Source organism: Promicromonospora kroppenstedtii (genome assembly GCF_044389675.1).
GTDB classification, from domain to species: Bacteria; Actinomycetota; Actinomycetes; order Actinomycetales; family Cellulomonadaceae; genus Promicromonospora; species Promicromonospora kroppenstedtii.
Map to the genome: position 1 here is coordinate 50349 of NZ_JBIRYI010000018.1, position 15305 is coordinate 65653.

The 15305-nt window shown below is 73.2% G+C and carries 14 protein-coding genes and 1 riboswitch; of the genes, 5 read left to right on the forward strand and 9 right to left on the reverse strand.

Annotated elements, in window-relative coordinates:
- Positions 1-259: 259 nt before the first annotated feature.
- From ACH47X_RS23590 to ACH47X_RS23600, 3 genes are all read left to right on the forward strand, one after another.
- Entirely contained in the window at positions 260-1975 is a 1716-nt protein-coding gene (locus ACH47X_RS23590) for a DUF1349 domain-containing protein (RefSeq protein ID WP_397407445.1), read from the forward strand.
- Between the two features lie 234 nt (positions 1976-2209).
- Positions 2210-3190 (forward strand): ArsR/SmtB family transcription factor, encoded by a 981-nt coding sequence (locus ACH47X_RS23595; protein ID WP_397407447.1) that lies wholly within the window; start codon positions 2210-2212, stop codon positions 3188-3190.
- A gap of 195 nt (positions 3191-3385) precedes the next feature.
- Positions 3386-5629 carry a hypothetical protein gene (locus ACH47X_RS23600; protein ID WP_397407449.1) on the forward strand — a complete coding sequence of 748 codons (2244 nt, stop codon included), beginning with the start codon at positions 3386-3388 and terminating at the stop codon, positions 5627-5629.
- 170 nt (positions 5630-5799) lie between these two features.
- On the opposite strand, the gene ACH47X_RS23605 is transcribed toward ACH47X_RS23600, so the two are convergent.
- The 5 genes from ACH47X_RS23605 to ACH47X_RS23625 are packed head-to-tail and all read right to left on the reverse strand — an operon-like array spanning position 5800 to position 10430.
- Positions 5800-6636 (reverse strand): aldo/keto reductase, encoded by an 837-nt coding sequence (locus tag ACH47X_RS23605; RefSeq protein ID WP_397407450.1) that lies wholly within the window; start codon positions 6634-6636, stop codon positions 5800-5802.
- 52 nt (positions 6637-6688) lie between these two features.
- A complete protein-coding gene (locus ACH47X_RS23610) occupies positions 6689-7465 on the reverse strand; it encodes an energy-coupling factor transporter transmembrane component T family protein (RefSeq protein WP_397407451.1) in 777 nt (258 codons plus the stop codon).
- A complete protein-coding gene (locus ACH47X_RS23615; RefSeq protein ID WP_397407452.1) occupies positions 7462-9147 on the reverse strand; it encodes an ABC transporter ATP-binding protein in 1686 nt (561 codons plus the stop codon). Before ACH47X_RS23615 ends, ACH47X_RS23610 begins: the two co-directional genes overlap by 4 nt.
- Positions 9137-9763 carry an ECF transporter S component gene (locus tag ACH47X_RS23620; RefSeq protein ID WP_142033249.1) on the reverse strand — a complete coding sequence of 209 codons (627 nt, stop codon included), beginning with the start codon at positions 9761-9763 and terminating at the stop codon, positions 9137-9139. The genes ACH47X_RS23615 and ACH47X_RS23620 overlap by 11 nt, the downstream gene beginning before the upstream one ends.
- Complete coding sequence (locus ACH47X_RS23625) at positions 9756-10430, reverse strand: YkoF family thiamine/hydroxymethylpyrimidine-binding protein (RefSeq protein WP_397407455.1); 675 nt, start codon at positions 10428-10430, stop codon at positions 9756-9758. The genes ACH47X_RS23620 and ACH47X_RS23625 overlap by 8 nt, the downstream gene beginning before the upstream one ends.
- Positions 10431-10488: 58 nt before the next feature.
- Positions 10489-10597: riboswitch (TPP riboswitch) on the reverse strand.
- Positions 10598-10654: 57 nt separating this feature from the next.
- Here ACH47X_RS23625 and ACH47X_RS23630 point away from each other — a divergent pair.
- A complete protein-coding gene (locus tag ACH47X_RS23630; protein WP_397407457.1) occupies positions 10655-11107 on the forward strand; it encodes a hypothetical protein in 453 nt (150 codons plus the stop codon).
- Here the strand turns inward: ACH47X_RS23630 and ACH47X_RS23635 are convergent.
- Together ACH47X_RS23635 and ACH47X_RS23640 are read right to left on the reverse strand one after the other, a co-directional pair.
- Positions 11091-11645 carry a flavoprotein gene (locus ACH47X_RS23635; RefSeq protein ID WP_397407459.1) on the reverse strand — a complete coding sequence of 185 codons (555 nt, stop codon included), beginning with the start codon at positions 11643-11645 and terminating at the stop codon, positions 11091-11093. The genes ACH47X_RS23630 and ACH47X_RS23635 overlap by 17 nt on opposite strands.
- A 44-nt stretch (positions 11646-11689) precedes the next feature.
- Positions 11690-12067, reverse strand: a complete 378-nt coding sequence (locus tag ACH47X_RS23640) for a DUF4259 domain-containing protein (protein ID WP_036970299.1) — start codon at positions 12065-12067, stop codon at positions 11690-11692.
- Between the two features lie 158 nt (positions 12068-12225).
- Between ACH47X_RS23640 and ACH47X_RS23645 the strand changes: the two genes are divergently transcribed.
- Positions 12226-13137, forward strand: coding sequence for a Vgb family protein (locus ACH47X_RS23645; protein ID WP_397407461.1), 912 nt, complete (start codon positions 12226-12228; stop codon positions 13135-13137).
- 53 nt (positions 13138-13190) lie between these two features.
- Here the strand turns inward: ACH47X_RS23645 and ACH47X_RS23650 are convergent, their stop codons facing one another.
- Positions 13191-13880 carry a response regulator gene (locus tag ACH47X_RS23650; protein ID WP_397407463.1) on the reverse strand — a complete coding sequence of 230 codons (690 nt, stop codon included), beginning with the start codon at positions 13878-13880 and terminating at the stop codon, positions 13191-13193.
- Positions 13877-15253, reverse strand: a complete 1377-nt coding sequence (locus ACH47X_RS23655; RefSeq protein ID WP_397407465.1) for a sensor histidine kinase — start codon at positions 15251-15253, stop codon at positions 13877-13879. Before ACH47X_RS23655 ends, ACH47X_RS23650 begins: the two co-directional genes overlap by 4 nt.
- Positions 15254-15305 lie beyond the last annotated feature (52 nt).

Consider the following 15305-nt stretch of genomic DNA (forward strand, 5'->3'; position numbering starts at 1 on the left):
CATCGTTGACATCCGGAGTCTCACGGGGCGTCGAGCACGCGGTCAATCTGATGATGCGCATTATTAGCAACCACCCCACGGGCCCCCCGGTGGGCCGAGCCGCTTGCCCCGGGCACCCTCCGGGCGCCGATGTGGCGCATTATCAGCGGGTTCGTTGATAGATCTGATGACCTGCCTTGACCGCCGCTCCGCTCCGCACGAAGGCTGGCCGCGTCACGACAACCGCGACGTCATGCACCGCGACGAAGGAGTACGCACCATGGCTGTCCTCACCGCGCGCCGGGCTCTGGCCGGCGCAACCCTCGCTCTCCTGGTCACGCTGATACCCGGCGTGACGCAGGCGGCGACACCCGAGGCCTCCGGGGGGTCCGGGGCGCACGGCGCACCCGGCCCCGGGCTGCCGGTCTTCACCTCGACCGGGGCGATCGTCGACCCGCTCGACGACACGCTGCCGCACAACCCCAACCAGGAGTTCATCTTCCCGTCGGTGTTCCACGCCGGGGCGCACCTGAGCGACCCGCTGGGCGAGTGGTACGTCTACTACGCGCCGCACGACGACCCAGGCGGCATCAACCTGATGTACGCCGACTCGCTCGACGGACCGTGGACCCAGTACGAGGGCAGCCCGGTGGTCGCCAACCAGTGGGAGGGCATCTACGACGTGCCGCACGTCTCCTCCCCCGACGCCGTGTGGAACGCCGCCGAGCGCAAGATGTACCTGTACTTCCACGGGGACAACACCGTGACGCGGTACGCGACGTCGACCGACGGCGTCACCTTCGACTACGGCGACGAGGCCGTCACCACCGAGATGGTCGACGCCGCCCAGCCGGGCCGGCACGCCACCGAGACGTCGTACGCGCGGGTCTTCCCCAACCCGGACCGGTCGTCCGCCGACCGCTGGGCGATGCTGTTCATGACCAACTACGACACCAACGTGCGGCACATCAACCTGGCCTACTCCCGCGACGGCAAGGACTGGCGGGTCGAGCCCGAGCCGATCATCACGCCGGGCCCCGCCGAGGGCACCAACGTGTCGGCGGCCGACCTGTGGCGCTGGAAGGGCAAGGACTACATCGTCTACGGCTCGACCGTGGGCACGATCTTCGCGCGGCAGGTCGACAGGACCCTGACCGAGGTGGGCGAGCCCGAGCCGCTGTTCATCCCGCGGCCCGCCCCGCCGGAGGCCGGGCGGGCGTCGTCCCCGCAGATCGTCACCGAGCGCGGCCGGACGCACCTGATCTACGAGTACGGCGAGCGCTCGCACACGACGATCGGGCACGCGGTGCTCGACCCGGACGGCGTGCGGGACCCGCTCAACACCCGCCCCGAGGACCCGATGTACGCGCAGTGCACCGGTGCGGGCTCCGACGAGCTCGACGGCGTCGCGCTCGACCGCACGCTGTGGTCGACGTCGGTGCGCGGCCCGCTGGACCGCTCGGTCGTGGCCGACGGCGCGTGGCGCATCCCCACGTACACCGGCAACTCGACGTCGGCGCCGCTGGTGCTGCAGCCCGTGCCGGAAACACCCTGGGAGGTGACCACGCAGGTCACGCTCGACCCGCAGGTCAACTTCCAGCAGGCAGGGCTGATCGTGCGGCGCGACGACGCCAACTCGGTGCGCGTCGACATCTCGCACGTGGACGCCGGCAAGCGGTTCGACTTCGTGTGGCGCAACAACGGTGTGGACCGGAACAACTCCTGGACGGCGGAGGACTCCGCGCTGGCCCCGCCGGAGACGGGCGACACCGTGTGGCTGCGGATCACGAACCATGGCGAGTGGCTGACGGCGTCGTACAGCGTGGACGGCGCGACCTTCGTCAACCTGGGCCGCGCCACGCCGGCCGGCCAGCTCGCCGCGACCGACGTCGGGCCGTTCGCCTACCGGGGCCCGGCGGCGACGCCGGAGCTCACGGCGGCGTTCGACTGGATCCGGTTCACGCCGGACACCGAGGAGCTCGCGGGCTGCGGGTGACGGCGAGCGGCGCTGCCGGGGCTGGATAGTCGGCAGAACGTCGGGTGGTCGGTAGAAGGTCAGGTGGTCGGCAGCTCGTGCTACCGACCACCTGACCTTCTGCCGACCACCCTTGGATGGCCGGGTTCAAGCCCGGCTGACCTGCGACGACGATGTACCACGCCACCCCCTCACTCCTCTCTACAGAACGCCGGCCTCGCCGGCGTGAGAGCTGGAACAGTCCGAGGGGGACCTGTGCTTCGCATTCACTTCTCCGCCGTCGACCTGATGCGCACCCGCGTGGGCGACCGGCTCGACCCCATGTGGGAGCTCGTGCTGAGCATCCATCAGATGGTCCGGCCAGAGTCGTACTTCGCCTCGTGGAGCCGGCGCTCCCGGCGCCGGCTCCACAAGACCGGACTCCTGCGCGACGCGGAGCTGCTGGCCGCGCTCGCCCCTGCCAGCGGCTACTTTCCCGACTTCCTGACGCCCATGAGTGTGCCGACGAACTTCGGGGAGGGCGTCGAGACCGTCCTGTCCACGGACAAGAAGCGCCTCTGTGCCGAGGTCGGGCGGCTCGACGCCCCACGGGGCAGCGGCTCCTGGCTCGCCGACGTCGCCGCAGGACGGCCCACCGCGCTGCACCGGCTGGGCGTCGCGATGCGGCGCTACCACCGGACCGTCGTCGCGCCGCACCGCGACCAGGCGGCACAGATCTCCGGCCGCGCGGTGACCCGGCTCGCGCACCGGACCCTGGCGCAGGGTGTCGAGGCCGCGCTCGGCGGGCTGGGCCCGGCCACCCGCTGGCGGTCCCCGGTCCTGGAGGTCGCCTACCCGGTGACCCGGGACCTGCACCTGGAGGGACGCGGGCTGTCGCTCGTCCCCACCTTCTTCGGCATCAACCATCCGATCGCACTGGCCGACCCGGCGCTGCGGCCCGTGCTCGTCTACCCGGTCCCCCGCGAGGCCTTCTGGCAGCCTGACGACGAAGCCGACCCGCCCGGGACCGACGCCCTGCGCGAGCTGCTGGGCGAGACGCGGGCCACCGTGCTCCGGCTGCTGGACGCGGAGCTGACGACCACGGCGCTCGCCTCGCGCACCGCCACGTCGCCCTCCAGCGTCAGCCGCCACACCGCGGTGCTGCGTCGGGCGGGCCTGATCACCACCACGCGCAACGGCACGTCGGTGCTGCACGTGCGCACCACGATGGGCGACGCCCTCGTCCACAGGGGATGAAATCCGGCAAGGCTTTGCGCCTGGCTGCGATTCGTTGCCCGTGCTGATCCGGCGTTCCTACGTTGCCTCTGCCCGTTTCCGCCGTCCGACCCACGGAGATGCAGAGCCACCATGACACGACCGCCCGTTCCGCCCGAGACCCGAGATCCTGAGCGCCCGAGACGGTGGCGCAGGGACCGCCCCGGGCGTCCGCTGTTGCGGGTCGCCGCTCTCGGGGTCGCCGCCGTCGTCGGCGGAGCGGCACTCGTTCCGGTGCTCGACCCGCCCCAGGCCCTCGCGCACTCTCACACCCAGCTCTGCTCGGAGCTCGTGGGACAGGCCGAGGACTACATCTACGCCGACTTCCCCGAACCGGGAGCGGCGCCCGTCGAGACCGACCAGGCGAACTACACCTACTCGGCCGAGCTCGACAAGATCCTGGGCACGCTCAAGGAACCGACCCTCGCGTACATGGACCGGATCCCCGACGAATGGGCCACCGAACCGCTGGACAGTCAGAAGCGGCTCGAGTGGAGCTACAAGCAGTACCTCGCGGCAACCGACGACCCGGCATCCTGGGAGGGCTTCAAGCGGGTCTACGGACGGGAGAACCGCGCCTTCAGCAGCAACCTCGGGTTCGAGCGCGCCTCGCTGTCGGCACTTTTCCCGATGGATACCGCGGACTGGATGTGCCGGGACACCAACCTGCAGAACGGCCAGACGACGAGCGCCGTCAATCAGCGGCGGCAGCAGCTGGTCAACGTCACGCCTGGCAACAGCGTCTCGCAGGCGCAGCTCAACTCGTACCGAGATCTGACCAGGTCCGGCTTCAGGGCACATCACGTGTTCGGCAGCACGCCGAGCACGACCACGGCGCAGCAGGTGCGCGCTTCCGGCGCGAGCTATTCGGTGCAGAACACGAACGGCGTGCAGACCAACCCGATCAGGCCGAGCAGCGGATCGGCGTTCAACCCGCGCGGCAGCACCTGGCAGCCCAGCGGCGGCGCCGTGCAGAGCCGGGCGAGCGTCTCGGGCTCGAACCCGCTCGACAACCAGAAGCTCCAGTCCGCCAAGTCGTGGGTGACGACCAACAACCCGCGCTCCTTCGGCCCGCTTCGCCTCGGTGGGATCGACTGGACGAGCCTCGAGCTGCGATACGTCTCCGACGATCCGGACGCGGGCGAGTTCGACTACGCGTTCTCGGCCGACGAGCTCCCCGGGGAGGCGGACTCGTTCGGTGGCGAGGCGACGCTCGACCTGTCGTCCGACGCGCTGTTCACCTGGCTCGCCCTCGAACCCGGCCAGTTCTGGGTGAACCTCAATCCCGACCAGCCGGACAAGATCATCGACGAGCAGTTCGCACGGACCGAGGCGGGCCGGGTGCTGCTCGAGGCGGACTTCGAGCTGAAGAGCACCCTCTACGCGAACATGCATCCGGACACCGAGTCCGGCGCGGAGTTCTTCGAGGCGCTGGAGCCAGGCCCGAACGGCGAGCTCTGCTGGGGCTCGTGGCGCATGTGGATCGATCCGCTGCCCGCGTCCGCCCGCGAGGACGGCGACCAGCTCTACATCCTGGACTCGCCGCTGCGGGTGCAGATGGAGCCGTTCGAGGTCGACGCCGCGCCGCCCGGGCCGTCCTGCGAGGATCTCGTGCCCGAGTCGGTCCTGGACGCGAACACCCAGGTGCTGATCGAGCACATGACCCCGCTGATCGAGGAGGCCGTGAACACCGCTCCCGAGTACGCCGACCTGCGGCGCGTCTACACGGCACGGATCGCGGCGGAGTGGCTGCGCCAGCGGGACGCCGTGCGGCCCGGTGCGTTCCACGACATCATCGGCAGCCGCGACGTGTCGCAGTGGCCGGTACGCGAGGGCTGGGAGCCGCAGGACGTGTACGACGCGTTCCTCGAGGCGCGCGAGACCGTGCAGTTCCGGTACGAGTACGAGCACGGCGGCCTGGACTACTACATGGACGTCACCGGCGGGATCGAGTTCCCCGAGGCCCCGCGCGACCCGATGCCCGAGGCGCAGTTCGAGCAGGAGCACCCGACCCTGCCCAAGAGCGTGCGCTCCGCGAAGTACGAGGCCGTCCCCGACCGCGACGTCGAGCCGGAGGCCGGCGCGGGGACCGCCTGGCTCGGTGGCGGGACGCTGGACAAGGAGCCGAGCTCCCCCGAGCCGACGCCGACGCCCACACCGGACCCCGGCGAGGGCGACGGACCGGGCGACGACCCGGACGATGAGCCGGGTGACGGGCCGGGCGCCGGTGCCGGCACCGACGAGCCAGGGCCGTCGGCCGACGGCCCGCCGGCGGACGACGAGCTGGCGGCCACCGGGTTCTCCGGCCTCTGGCAGATCCTGACGGCGCTCACGCTGCTGCTGGCGGGCGCCGCGCTGATCGTGGCCCGCGCCCGGCTGCGACAGGCCGGTGGACCTGGACAGCACGTGCGGCGTCCGTGACGCGCTCGGCTGGCGGGTTGCGCGTGAGGGTGGTCGGCAGAACGTCAAGCGGTCGGTAGAAGGTCAGGTGGTCGGTAGCTCGAGCTGCCGACCACCTGACCTTCTCCCGACCACTCATTCGGGCGGGGAACCGGACTCGGCCTCGGCCGCGGCTGCCGGACCGCGCCGGGTCAGAGCTCCTCGTACGTCGCCGGGTCCTGGCCCGCGGTGCGGCCGTCCGGGCGGCCCAGGGCAGTGATGCGGGCGATCTCGTCGTCGGTGAGCGCGACGTCGAAGATCGCCAGGTTCTCCCGCCGCCGGACGCGGCCCGCGGCCTTGGGCAGCGGGATCGCGCCGCAGGCCACGTGCCACGCGAGCACGGTCTGCGCCGGGCTGACCTCGTGCGCCTGCGCGATCTGCGTGATCACCGGGTTGTCCAGCAGATCGTTGCCGCGCCCGATCGGGCTCCACGACTCGGTGAGGATCCCGTGCTCCCGGTGGAACGCCAGCGCCTCGGTCTGCGGGAAGTACGGGTGCAGCTCGATCTGGTTGACCGCGGGCAGCTCGCCCGTCTCCTGCGCGAGCCGGTCGAGGTGCTCGGGCAGGAAGTTGCAGACGCCGATCTGCCGAACCAGGCCGCGCTCGCGGGCCTCGATCAGGGCGCGCCAGGCCTCGACGTACTTGCCGACGGACGGGTTGGGCCAGTGGATGAGGTACAGGTCGACGGCGTCCAGGCCGGTGCGCAGCACGCTCTCCTCGACGGTCTGGATCGCGTCGTCGAACGCCTGGTACTTCCCGGGCAGCTTGGAGGTCACCACGATCTCCTCGCGCGGCACGTCGCTGCGCCGCACCGCCGCGCCCACGGCGCCCTCGTTCTGGTAGCTCGCGGCCGAGTCGAGCAGCCGGTAGCCGGCGTCCAGTGCGTCGGCGACGGCGCTCGCTCCGGCCTCGCCGCGCAGACGGTAGGTGCCGAACCCGACGGCGGGCAGGGTGTATCCGGACGGCGTGGCGACCGTGGGGATCGACATTCGAGGGCTCCTCAGCATCGACTTCAGGTGCCTCGACCGTAACCGTTCCCGCTCACCGGAGACGGACACCGAGCATCGCCGCGCCCGCCCAGGCGGCCGCCACCACCAGCACGAGGACGACGTCGGAGCGGCCGATCGGGACCGGGCGCCAGACCGTGCGGGAGCCCTCGCCGAGGCCGCGGGACTCCAGCGCGAGCGCGATCCGCTCGGCCGACCGGATCGAGGTGACGAGCAGCGCGAAGGCGGCCCGTCCGGCGTCGGCCGGTCCGAAGCGGGGGCGACCCCGGCGCAGCGGCGCGCGCACCGCGTGGGCCGCCCGGATGGTGGCCCACCGGGCCGGCATGGCCGCGAGCATGCGGTGGCCGGCGAGCACCGAGTAGGCGTACCGCGGGCTGAGGTGCGCGTGCTGCACGAGGCTGACCATCAGGTCGCGCGGCGGCGTCGAGGCGAGGAACCCGATGGTGAGCACGCCGATCACGAGGCCGCGCAGCGCGAGGGCGACGCCGATCGTGAGCCCTTCGACGCTGACCGGCGCACCCGGGGCCACGGGGGTGCCCGGGCGGCTCAACGCGTTGATCGCGACGAGCCCCACGCCGAACACCACGAACGGCACCTGGCCGAGCACCAGGGTGCGCACCGGCAGGCGCGCAGCCGCCAGGACCGCCACGACCGCGAGCGCCCAGAGCACGAGCAGGGGGCGGGGGTCCAGGAAACCGAGGGTCGCGAGGGACGCCGCCAGGAGGATCGCGGCCTTGACCGTGGGGTTGCGGCGGGCGAGCAGGGAGCGGGCGGGCGCCTGCGGTCCGGGCTGCGGGTGGGTGGCGGTCATGCGGCCACCCTGAGCGCGAGGGCGGCGGCGTCCATGGCCCGCAGCACAGCGACCAGGGCCGGGCCGTCGTCGACCTCGGTGGCGAGCCGGCGCAGCAGGGCGGGCGGTCGCAGGCCGGCGCGCTCCAGGAGCGGCTCGTCGCGCAGCAGTTCCAGGGGCGTCGTGTCGGCGAGCAGCGTGCCGTCGGCGAGCACGAGGACGCGGTCGGCGTAGCCGGCCACGGCGCGCAGGTCGTGGCTGGAGAACAGCACGCCCCGGCCGGCCGCGGCGACGTCGCGCAGGGCGCGGAGCACGCCGACGGACGCGTGGCGGTCCAGGCCGAACCCGGGTTCGTCGGCGAGCAGGAACGGGTGCTCGTGCACGAGCATGGCGGCGAGGCTCAGGCGGCGCTTCTGCCCGCCGGACAGCCGGTAGGGGCTGTGGTCGGCGAGCCGGGTCAGGCCGAAGTGGGCCAGGGCCTCTTCGACGCGGGGCGCGGCGTCCGCGGGGAGGCCGTGGCCGATCTCCTGGCGCACGGTGATGGCGGTGAACTGGTGCTCCGGGTTCTGGAACACGAGCCCGGCGCGGGGGCCGTCCACGGTGCCGGCGGCCGGGCGGTCGAGGCCGGCGAGGCAGGTCAGCAGCGTGGACTTGCCGCTGCCGTTGGCGCCGACCAGGGCGGTCGTGGTGCCGGGCCGCAGCTCCAGGTCGATGTCGTGGAGCACCTCGCGGCGCCGGGCGCGGGGGCCGCGGGACACGGCGAGGCGGTGGGCACGGAGGATCGGGGCATCGAGCGGGGCGGGGCGGGGTGCGGCGTCGGGGGCGGGCGTGGCGTCGTCCCCTCCGAGCTCCCGCAGCAGCCGGGCCGCGAGGGACTCGCCCGCGCCTTCGGATCCCGTCGCGCCGTCGCCCAGGAGCGCGCGCAGCTCCAGGTCGAGCGGGAGCCAGCAGCCCTCGCCCACCAGGTCCCGGAGCATCGGCGCCGTCAGGTCACCGACCGCGACGTCGTGCCGCACCCGCCCGTCCGTGCCGAGCACGATCCAGCGCTCGGGCAGGCCGGCCGCCCCGGCGTCGCCCGCGAGCTCGTCCAGCCGGTGCTCGACGAGCACGCAGGCGGCCTCGGTCTCGTGCCGCACCACGTCGAGCGCGCGGCGCACGGCGTCGATCCCGTCGGCGTCGAGCATGGAGGTCGGTTCGTCGAGCAGCAGCAGGCGGGGCGACGCCGCGACGGCCGCAGCGAGCGCCACGCGCTGGAGCTCGCCGCCCGACAGCTCCGCCGTCGCGCGCCCGGCCAGGCCGGCCGCCCCGGCCCGCTCGAGCGCGGTGCGCACGAGCGGGCCGATCGCGGCGGGTTCGACGGCGAGGTTCTCCAGCGGGAACGCGACCTCGTCGAGCACGTCGGGCAGGCAGACCCCGGACTCGGGGTCCTGGGCGACGACGCCGACGACGTCGGCGAGCCCGGCGATGCCGGTGCCGGCGACCGGCCGGCCCGCGACGTTCACGACGCCGTCCACCTGCGCGTGCACGGCGTACGGGACCGCGCCGTGCAGCAGGCGCAGCAGCGTGGACTTGCCCGACCCCGACGGGCCGAGCACGAGCACGCTCTGCCCGGCGCCGATCCGCAGGTCGACGGGCCCCACGCCGTCGCCGGTGCCGTACACGGCCTCCAGGCCGCTGGTCTCGACGACGGCGTCAGCGCTCACGCCGCACCACGGGCCCGCGCCGGGCGGCCGCCGCGCGGCCGATCGCGAACTCGTCGAGCACCCCCGTGCCGTGCAGGCGGTCGACGATCACCTTGGCGAGCAGCCCGCCCAGCACCAGGCCGGACACGAGCTGGAGGCCGAGCCGCAGCGCCAGGATGTCCTGCCCGTACCAGTCGAACCGGAACGCGGACCACACGAAGACGAGGCCCGCGCCGAGCACGCCCGAGAGCGCGTAGACGCCCCACCCGAACTTCCGGTAGCGCGTGAGCGCGAACGGCAGCTCGCTGCCCGCGCCCTGGATCGCGGCGGCCACCAGCAGGAGCGGCCCGACCGGCGAGCCGAGGAAGACCACCTCGACCACCGACGCGATCACCTCGGCGATGATGCCGACGAAGGGCTTGCGGATGATCGCGACCGCGATCGGCGCCACCAGCAGCCAGCCGCCCAGCAGCACGTGCTGGGCCAGGTCGCCGGCCGGCCCCATGGCCACGGCGAGCCCGTTCCACGCCTGCACGAGCGCCCAGTACAGGAACCCGAAGACGACGCCGAGCATCACCATGAGCACGATGTCGCGCAGGGGCAGCCGCGCGCGACGGCGTTCCGTCGTCTCACTCATGGGTGCCGCCCGCGTGGCTCGGGCTGTTCACCGAGAGGGTGAGGTGGCTGGTCACGTGCTGGACCGTGCGGCCCGCGAGGACCCACCCGGCGAACGCGCTGGCGAGCACGCGGCCGGCGTCGCCCTCCAGGCGCGTGACGAAGTGCTGCGAACCGTGGAACGTGCCGTTCTCCTTGGCCAGCTCGATCGCGGCGTAGATGTCGCGCATGTGGTCGGGCGTCACGTCGGCGCGGACGTCGTCGGCGAGGGGGTACAGGGCCCACTCGGCCGTGACGAACCGGCCCGTGTCGCGGCCCTCCGGCACCTCGGTGACGCGCGGCCCCGCGCCGCCGGGCAGCTCGCAGACCACCTCCCCCGGGCAGCCCCGGGAGAGGTGCACGGTGATGGCGGCGTGCTTGCCCGACGCCGCGATCCCGGCCGTCAGGTCGGTGACGTACCGCAGCAGGTCGGTCTCGGAGCCGCCCACGTAGGTGCTCACGTCGCCGGTCTCGACGACCAGCCCCGTGCTGTCGGTCTCGCGCAGCGCGCCCAGGATCACGTCGACGTAGTCGTCCGACATGACCGCCGCGGTGATGCGGGCGCCGACGCCGAAGCGCATCGGGTCGCCGCGCAGCCCGGCCGTCTCGTCGGTGCTGGTGGCATCGGTACTGGTGGCAAGGTCTGCCATCGGGGTGCTCCCTGTCCGTCGGATGTCCGTCGGCACAGGAGGACGGGCACCTGACGGCCCCACGTCCTGAGTCGCTTCCTGCGCCGGCATGATCCGGATCAGGTTCAACGGTCGGAGTTCGAGTACTCCCTCTCAGCCCGGCATACCGGACTCCCGTGCACTGCGCTCACCGTAACAGCAGGGCCGGGCGTGGTCGGCACGCGTCCGCTCGCTAGCATCGGCGCATGCCCGACGACGCCGCGACCGTCCCGTCCCCCTGGGGCGAGCTCGCCCGTGCCACAACCACGCTGACCAGCGGCGAGACCCTGGTCCACGACTGGTACTCGGCAGACGCCGACACGGCCGACGGCGAGCCCGGGCTCATGCTGAACGCGACCGACGCCGCTGCGGCGTCCGCCCTGCTGCCGCGCGTCGCGGCGGTCTACGCGGACCGCGCGGGCTGGCACCGGCGCGCGACCGACGCCGTCGTCAACGAGTTCAGCACCGAGGAGCCGACCGCGGACGAGCTCGCCGAGGCGGCGCGCGACCTCGTCCTGCAGACCGTGGAGGTGCTCGCCGACGGCGACGTCGTGCTGCACCTCGACGACTCGTGCGGGCAGCACTTCCTGGACGGCTACTGGCCGACCGTGCGGTTCGACGCCGACGACGTCGCCGTGGAGGTCACGGTCGAGGCGTGACCGCTCCTTCACGGGCCGAGGTCACCGTCTCCAGGATCTCCGCCCACGGGAAGTCGTCCGGCTCGGCGGCACCCGGTTCGTGCGGCTCGCCCGGGCCGATCACGAGGCGCACGCCCCACTGCTTCAGCGTCGCGAGGCTGCCCTCGTAGGTCGGGTGCGCGGCGAACCTGGTGTGGACGTAGGGCGCGGCCACGATCGGGACGCGGCGTCCGACCTGCTCGGCCAGGCGGGTCAGCACGTAGGTGTCGGCGATGCCCAGCGCCCATTTCGTGAGCGTGTTGTACGTCGCCGGGGCCACAACCACGGCGTCCGGGTCGGGCAGCGAGTACCCGACCGTGGTGTGGAAGCTCGTCCGCACCGGATGCCCCGTGACCCCCTCGATCTGCGCCATCGACTCGGGGAAGGCGCTCGCCGCCTGCCCGGTGGCCAGTACACGCACGTCCCAGCCCCGCTCGGCGGCGGGCGGCAGGAACAGGGTCGGCACCTGCCGGGTCGCGCCCGCACCGGTCACCACGACGTAGAGCACACCCAGGGTCATGGGCCCGAGGCTACTGCGCGGGACGCCGGCGCCGGCATCGGCACTCAGCCCGCGTCGGCCAGCCGCCGGAGCTCGGCGAGGTCGTCGAACGTGCGGACCAGCACGGCGCGCCGGGCCGCCCGGAACTCCGGCGAGGGGCCGAGCCCATCGACCGTGCTGTCCCAGACCGCCAGGTAGTCGCTCTTCCACGCCTCGATGGTCGCGACCTCCGGGAGCAGGACGCCGACGTGGTCGGTACGGGCGAGCACCGCCAGCAGCTCCAGGTTCGCGGGGACGGCAACACCCCAGTACTCGTCGGGCTCGATCCCGACCGGGTCACCGGACATCGCCTCGGCGACCTCCGTCACCAGCTGGTCGGTGAGGCGCGACAGGTGGTCCGCCGCGGCGTCGTCGTCGAAGTTGCCCGGACCCCAGGTACCCACGGGAGCTCTCTCTCGTTCGTCGTCAGCCTGACCGCGCCAGATCCTAGCGGCAGGGCGAAATAGAGCGGCAGGACTCGTCGCGGTCCGTCATGATGCGTTGCGGCACGGCCCGTACCACTGCGCCTCCCGACGCTCCCGACCTGCGAAGGACTGCTCCCATGACGCACGACCCGACAACCCCTGGAGCAAGCGCAGTGGACCCGGCGCACGTCCGGGAGTACGCCGTGGCACCCGGGGCGTACGGGGTCACGACCGGACCCGACGGCGCGCTGTGGTTCACGGTCGTCGAGAGCGGCCGGATCGGCCGGCTGGTCCCTGGTGGTGAGCCCAGCTACGTCGACGTCGGACCGGACTCCGGCCCCACGATCATCACGCCGGGCCCCGACGGGGCCCTGTGGTTCACGCAGTACCGGGCGCACCGCATCGGCCGGCTCACCGTCGACGGCTCCCTCACGGAGTTCGACCTGCCGACGCCGTCGTGCGGTCCGTACGGCATCGCGGCCGGACCCGACGGTGCCCTGTGGTTCACGGAGACCGCCGCGGGCCGGATCGGCCGGATCACGACGGACGGGGACGTCACCGAGTACTCGCTGGGCACGACCGACGGGTTCCCCTCCGCCATCACCGCGGGAGCGGACGGCGGCATGTGGTTCACGCTCAACCAGGGCAACGCCGTCGGCCGTGTCGGCACCGACGGCGGCGTCACGATGTTCCCGCTGCCCACCGCGGGCGCGGCGCCCGTCGGCCTGACGCTCGGCCCCGACGGCGCGCTCTGGTACACGGCGATCGCGTCGGGCCAGATCGGCCGGGTCGGGACCGACGGCGCCGTCACCGAGTTCGACCTCCCCGACCGCGCCGCCCGGCCCCACGCCATCACCGCCGGGCCCGGGGGCGCCGTCTGGTTCACCGAGTGGGCCGGGAACCGCCTGTGCTCCATGACCACCGACGGCGTCGTCACCGGCCACGACCTGCCCACCCCGGACTCCGAGCCGCACGGCGTCACCACGGGCCCGGACGGCGCCGTCTGGGTGGCACTCGAGTCGGGTGCCCTGGCGCGGCTGGCGGTCTGAGGTCGGCGACGCCTCGGGGCGACCGGGTTCGTCGTCCGCCCGCCGACGTACGCTCAGGTCCCCAGGTAACGCAGCACAGCGAGCACCCGGCGGTTGTCCGCCGCGTCGTACGGCAGGTCGAGCTTCTGGAAGATCGCCGCGACGTTCTTCTCCACGGCGCCCTGGGAGAGGAACAGCCGCTCCGCGATGCCGCCGTTCGACCGGCCCTGCGCGATGAGCTCGAGCACCTCGCGCTCCCTGCCGGACAGTCGCGCCCGGCCGGCATCGCGGTCGGAGGCGCCCATGAGCTGGGAGACCACCTCCGGGTCGAGCACCGTCTCGCCCCGGGCGACCCGCGCGAGGGCCTGGACGAACTCCCCCACGTCGACCACGCGGTCCTTCAGGAGGTACCCCACGGCGCGCGCGTCACCCTGGAGCAGGGTGCCGGCGTACCGCGTCTCCACGTACTGCGAGAACAGCAGCACGGGCAGTCCGGGAAACTGCTCCCGCAACGCGACGACTGTGCGCAGGCCCTCGTCGGTGAACGTGGGTGGCATACGGATGTCCGCGACCACGACGTCGGGCAGCGTCGACTCGCGCGCGAGGAGCAGGACCTCGCGCTCCAGGGTCTCGCCGTCCGGCACGGCCGTCACCTCGTGCCCCCTCCGCGCCAGCAGGGCGACGAGCCCGTCGCGCAGGATCCCGGAGTCCTCCGCGAGCACCACCCGCAGGCCACCCGAGGGCGTCGCGTCCGGCCCGGTCATGCGCGGCTACCTGTGCCCGTGCGGTGCGTACCTTCCGTGCCGGCGCGCACCGCGGGGAGCGTCATGGTCACGACGGTGGGCCCTCCGACGGGGCTGGACAGCTCGAACGTGCCGTCGACCGAACCGACGCGCTCTGCGAGCCCCGCGAGGCCCGACCGCAGCCCGGAACCGTCGGGGGCGACGACGGTCGCGCCCCCGACGCCGTCGTCCCGCACCCGGATGTGCAGGATGCCGCTCCCACCGTCGGCGGCGACCTCGACCCGCACCTGGACCCGCGACGCGTGCGCGTGCTTGGCCGCGTTGGTGACCAGCTCGGCGATCGAGAAGTAGACGATCGACTCGATCGCCGGTGCCAGACGGCCGCCCGCCTCGACCTCCGGGTCGATGTCCGCCGCGACGGGTAGCGGCGCGCGTGCGGCGAGCGTCTCGAGGGCGACCGCGAGACCGCTGTCCAGCGCCGGCGGGTGGATGCCCCGGGCCAGCTCCCGGAGCTCGGCCAGGGCGTCCTTGGTCGACGCGTGCGCTGTCTCGAGCAGCTCACCCAGGGTGTCCGTCTCGCCGGAGACCAGCTGCTCGCGCGCCTCCCCGAGCTGCATGCCGACGGCGACGAGGCGCGCCTGGGTACCGTCGTGCAGATCCCGCTCGATCCGGCGCAGGCGGGCATCGGCGTCCTGCACCGTGCCCGCGCGGGAGCGCTCCAGCTCGGCGACCCGCAGGCTGGCGGCCGTGGGGCCGAGCAGCACCCTGGTCAGCAGCTTCAGCAGGGCGACGAAGACCGACTGGGCCGACGGCCACAGGACCAGCACCACCAGGCCGCCCAGCGCGACGAGGGCGAGGCCGGCCGGAGTGTGCCACGAGCTGTCCATGGCGAGCTCGGGGGGCAGCGACCAGAACCAGGTCCAGTAGGTCACGCCGCCGAACCCGAGCACGAGGCACGCGGTGCTCACGATGAACCCGGCGAGCGTCACCGGCAGGGCCGCGAGCGCGAACAGCAGTGCTCGCCAGCCCACCGGGTCACCGAGCGCTGCGCCGAGACGCGGCCAGAAGCCCCTGCGTGTCCGCCGGGGCACGGGCGCCGCGACGTGCGTGTCCAGCAGGTGGCCCGCCAGGCGGCGGTAGGTGGTGCCCCACCATCGTCCGCCCACCACGAGCCCGCCGGCGACGAACAGCCCCACCACGGTCACGGCGGCTCCGGCCGTGACCGCCACGGTGACCAGCACGTAGGCGAGGGCGAACGGCCCCAGGAGGAGCATGAGCCACAGGTAGCAGTACGAACGCCAGGTGGCGGAGGACAACGGCGCGCCGAGCCAGCGCGTCCAGCCGCGGCTCCGCCCGGACCGCCGTACTCGCGGGTCGAGGGTCATGGTCTGCATGCTGCCAGCCTGCCGTGGGGCCGCACTGCCGGGACAGGGTGTGTTCCCCCGG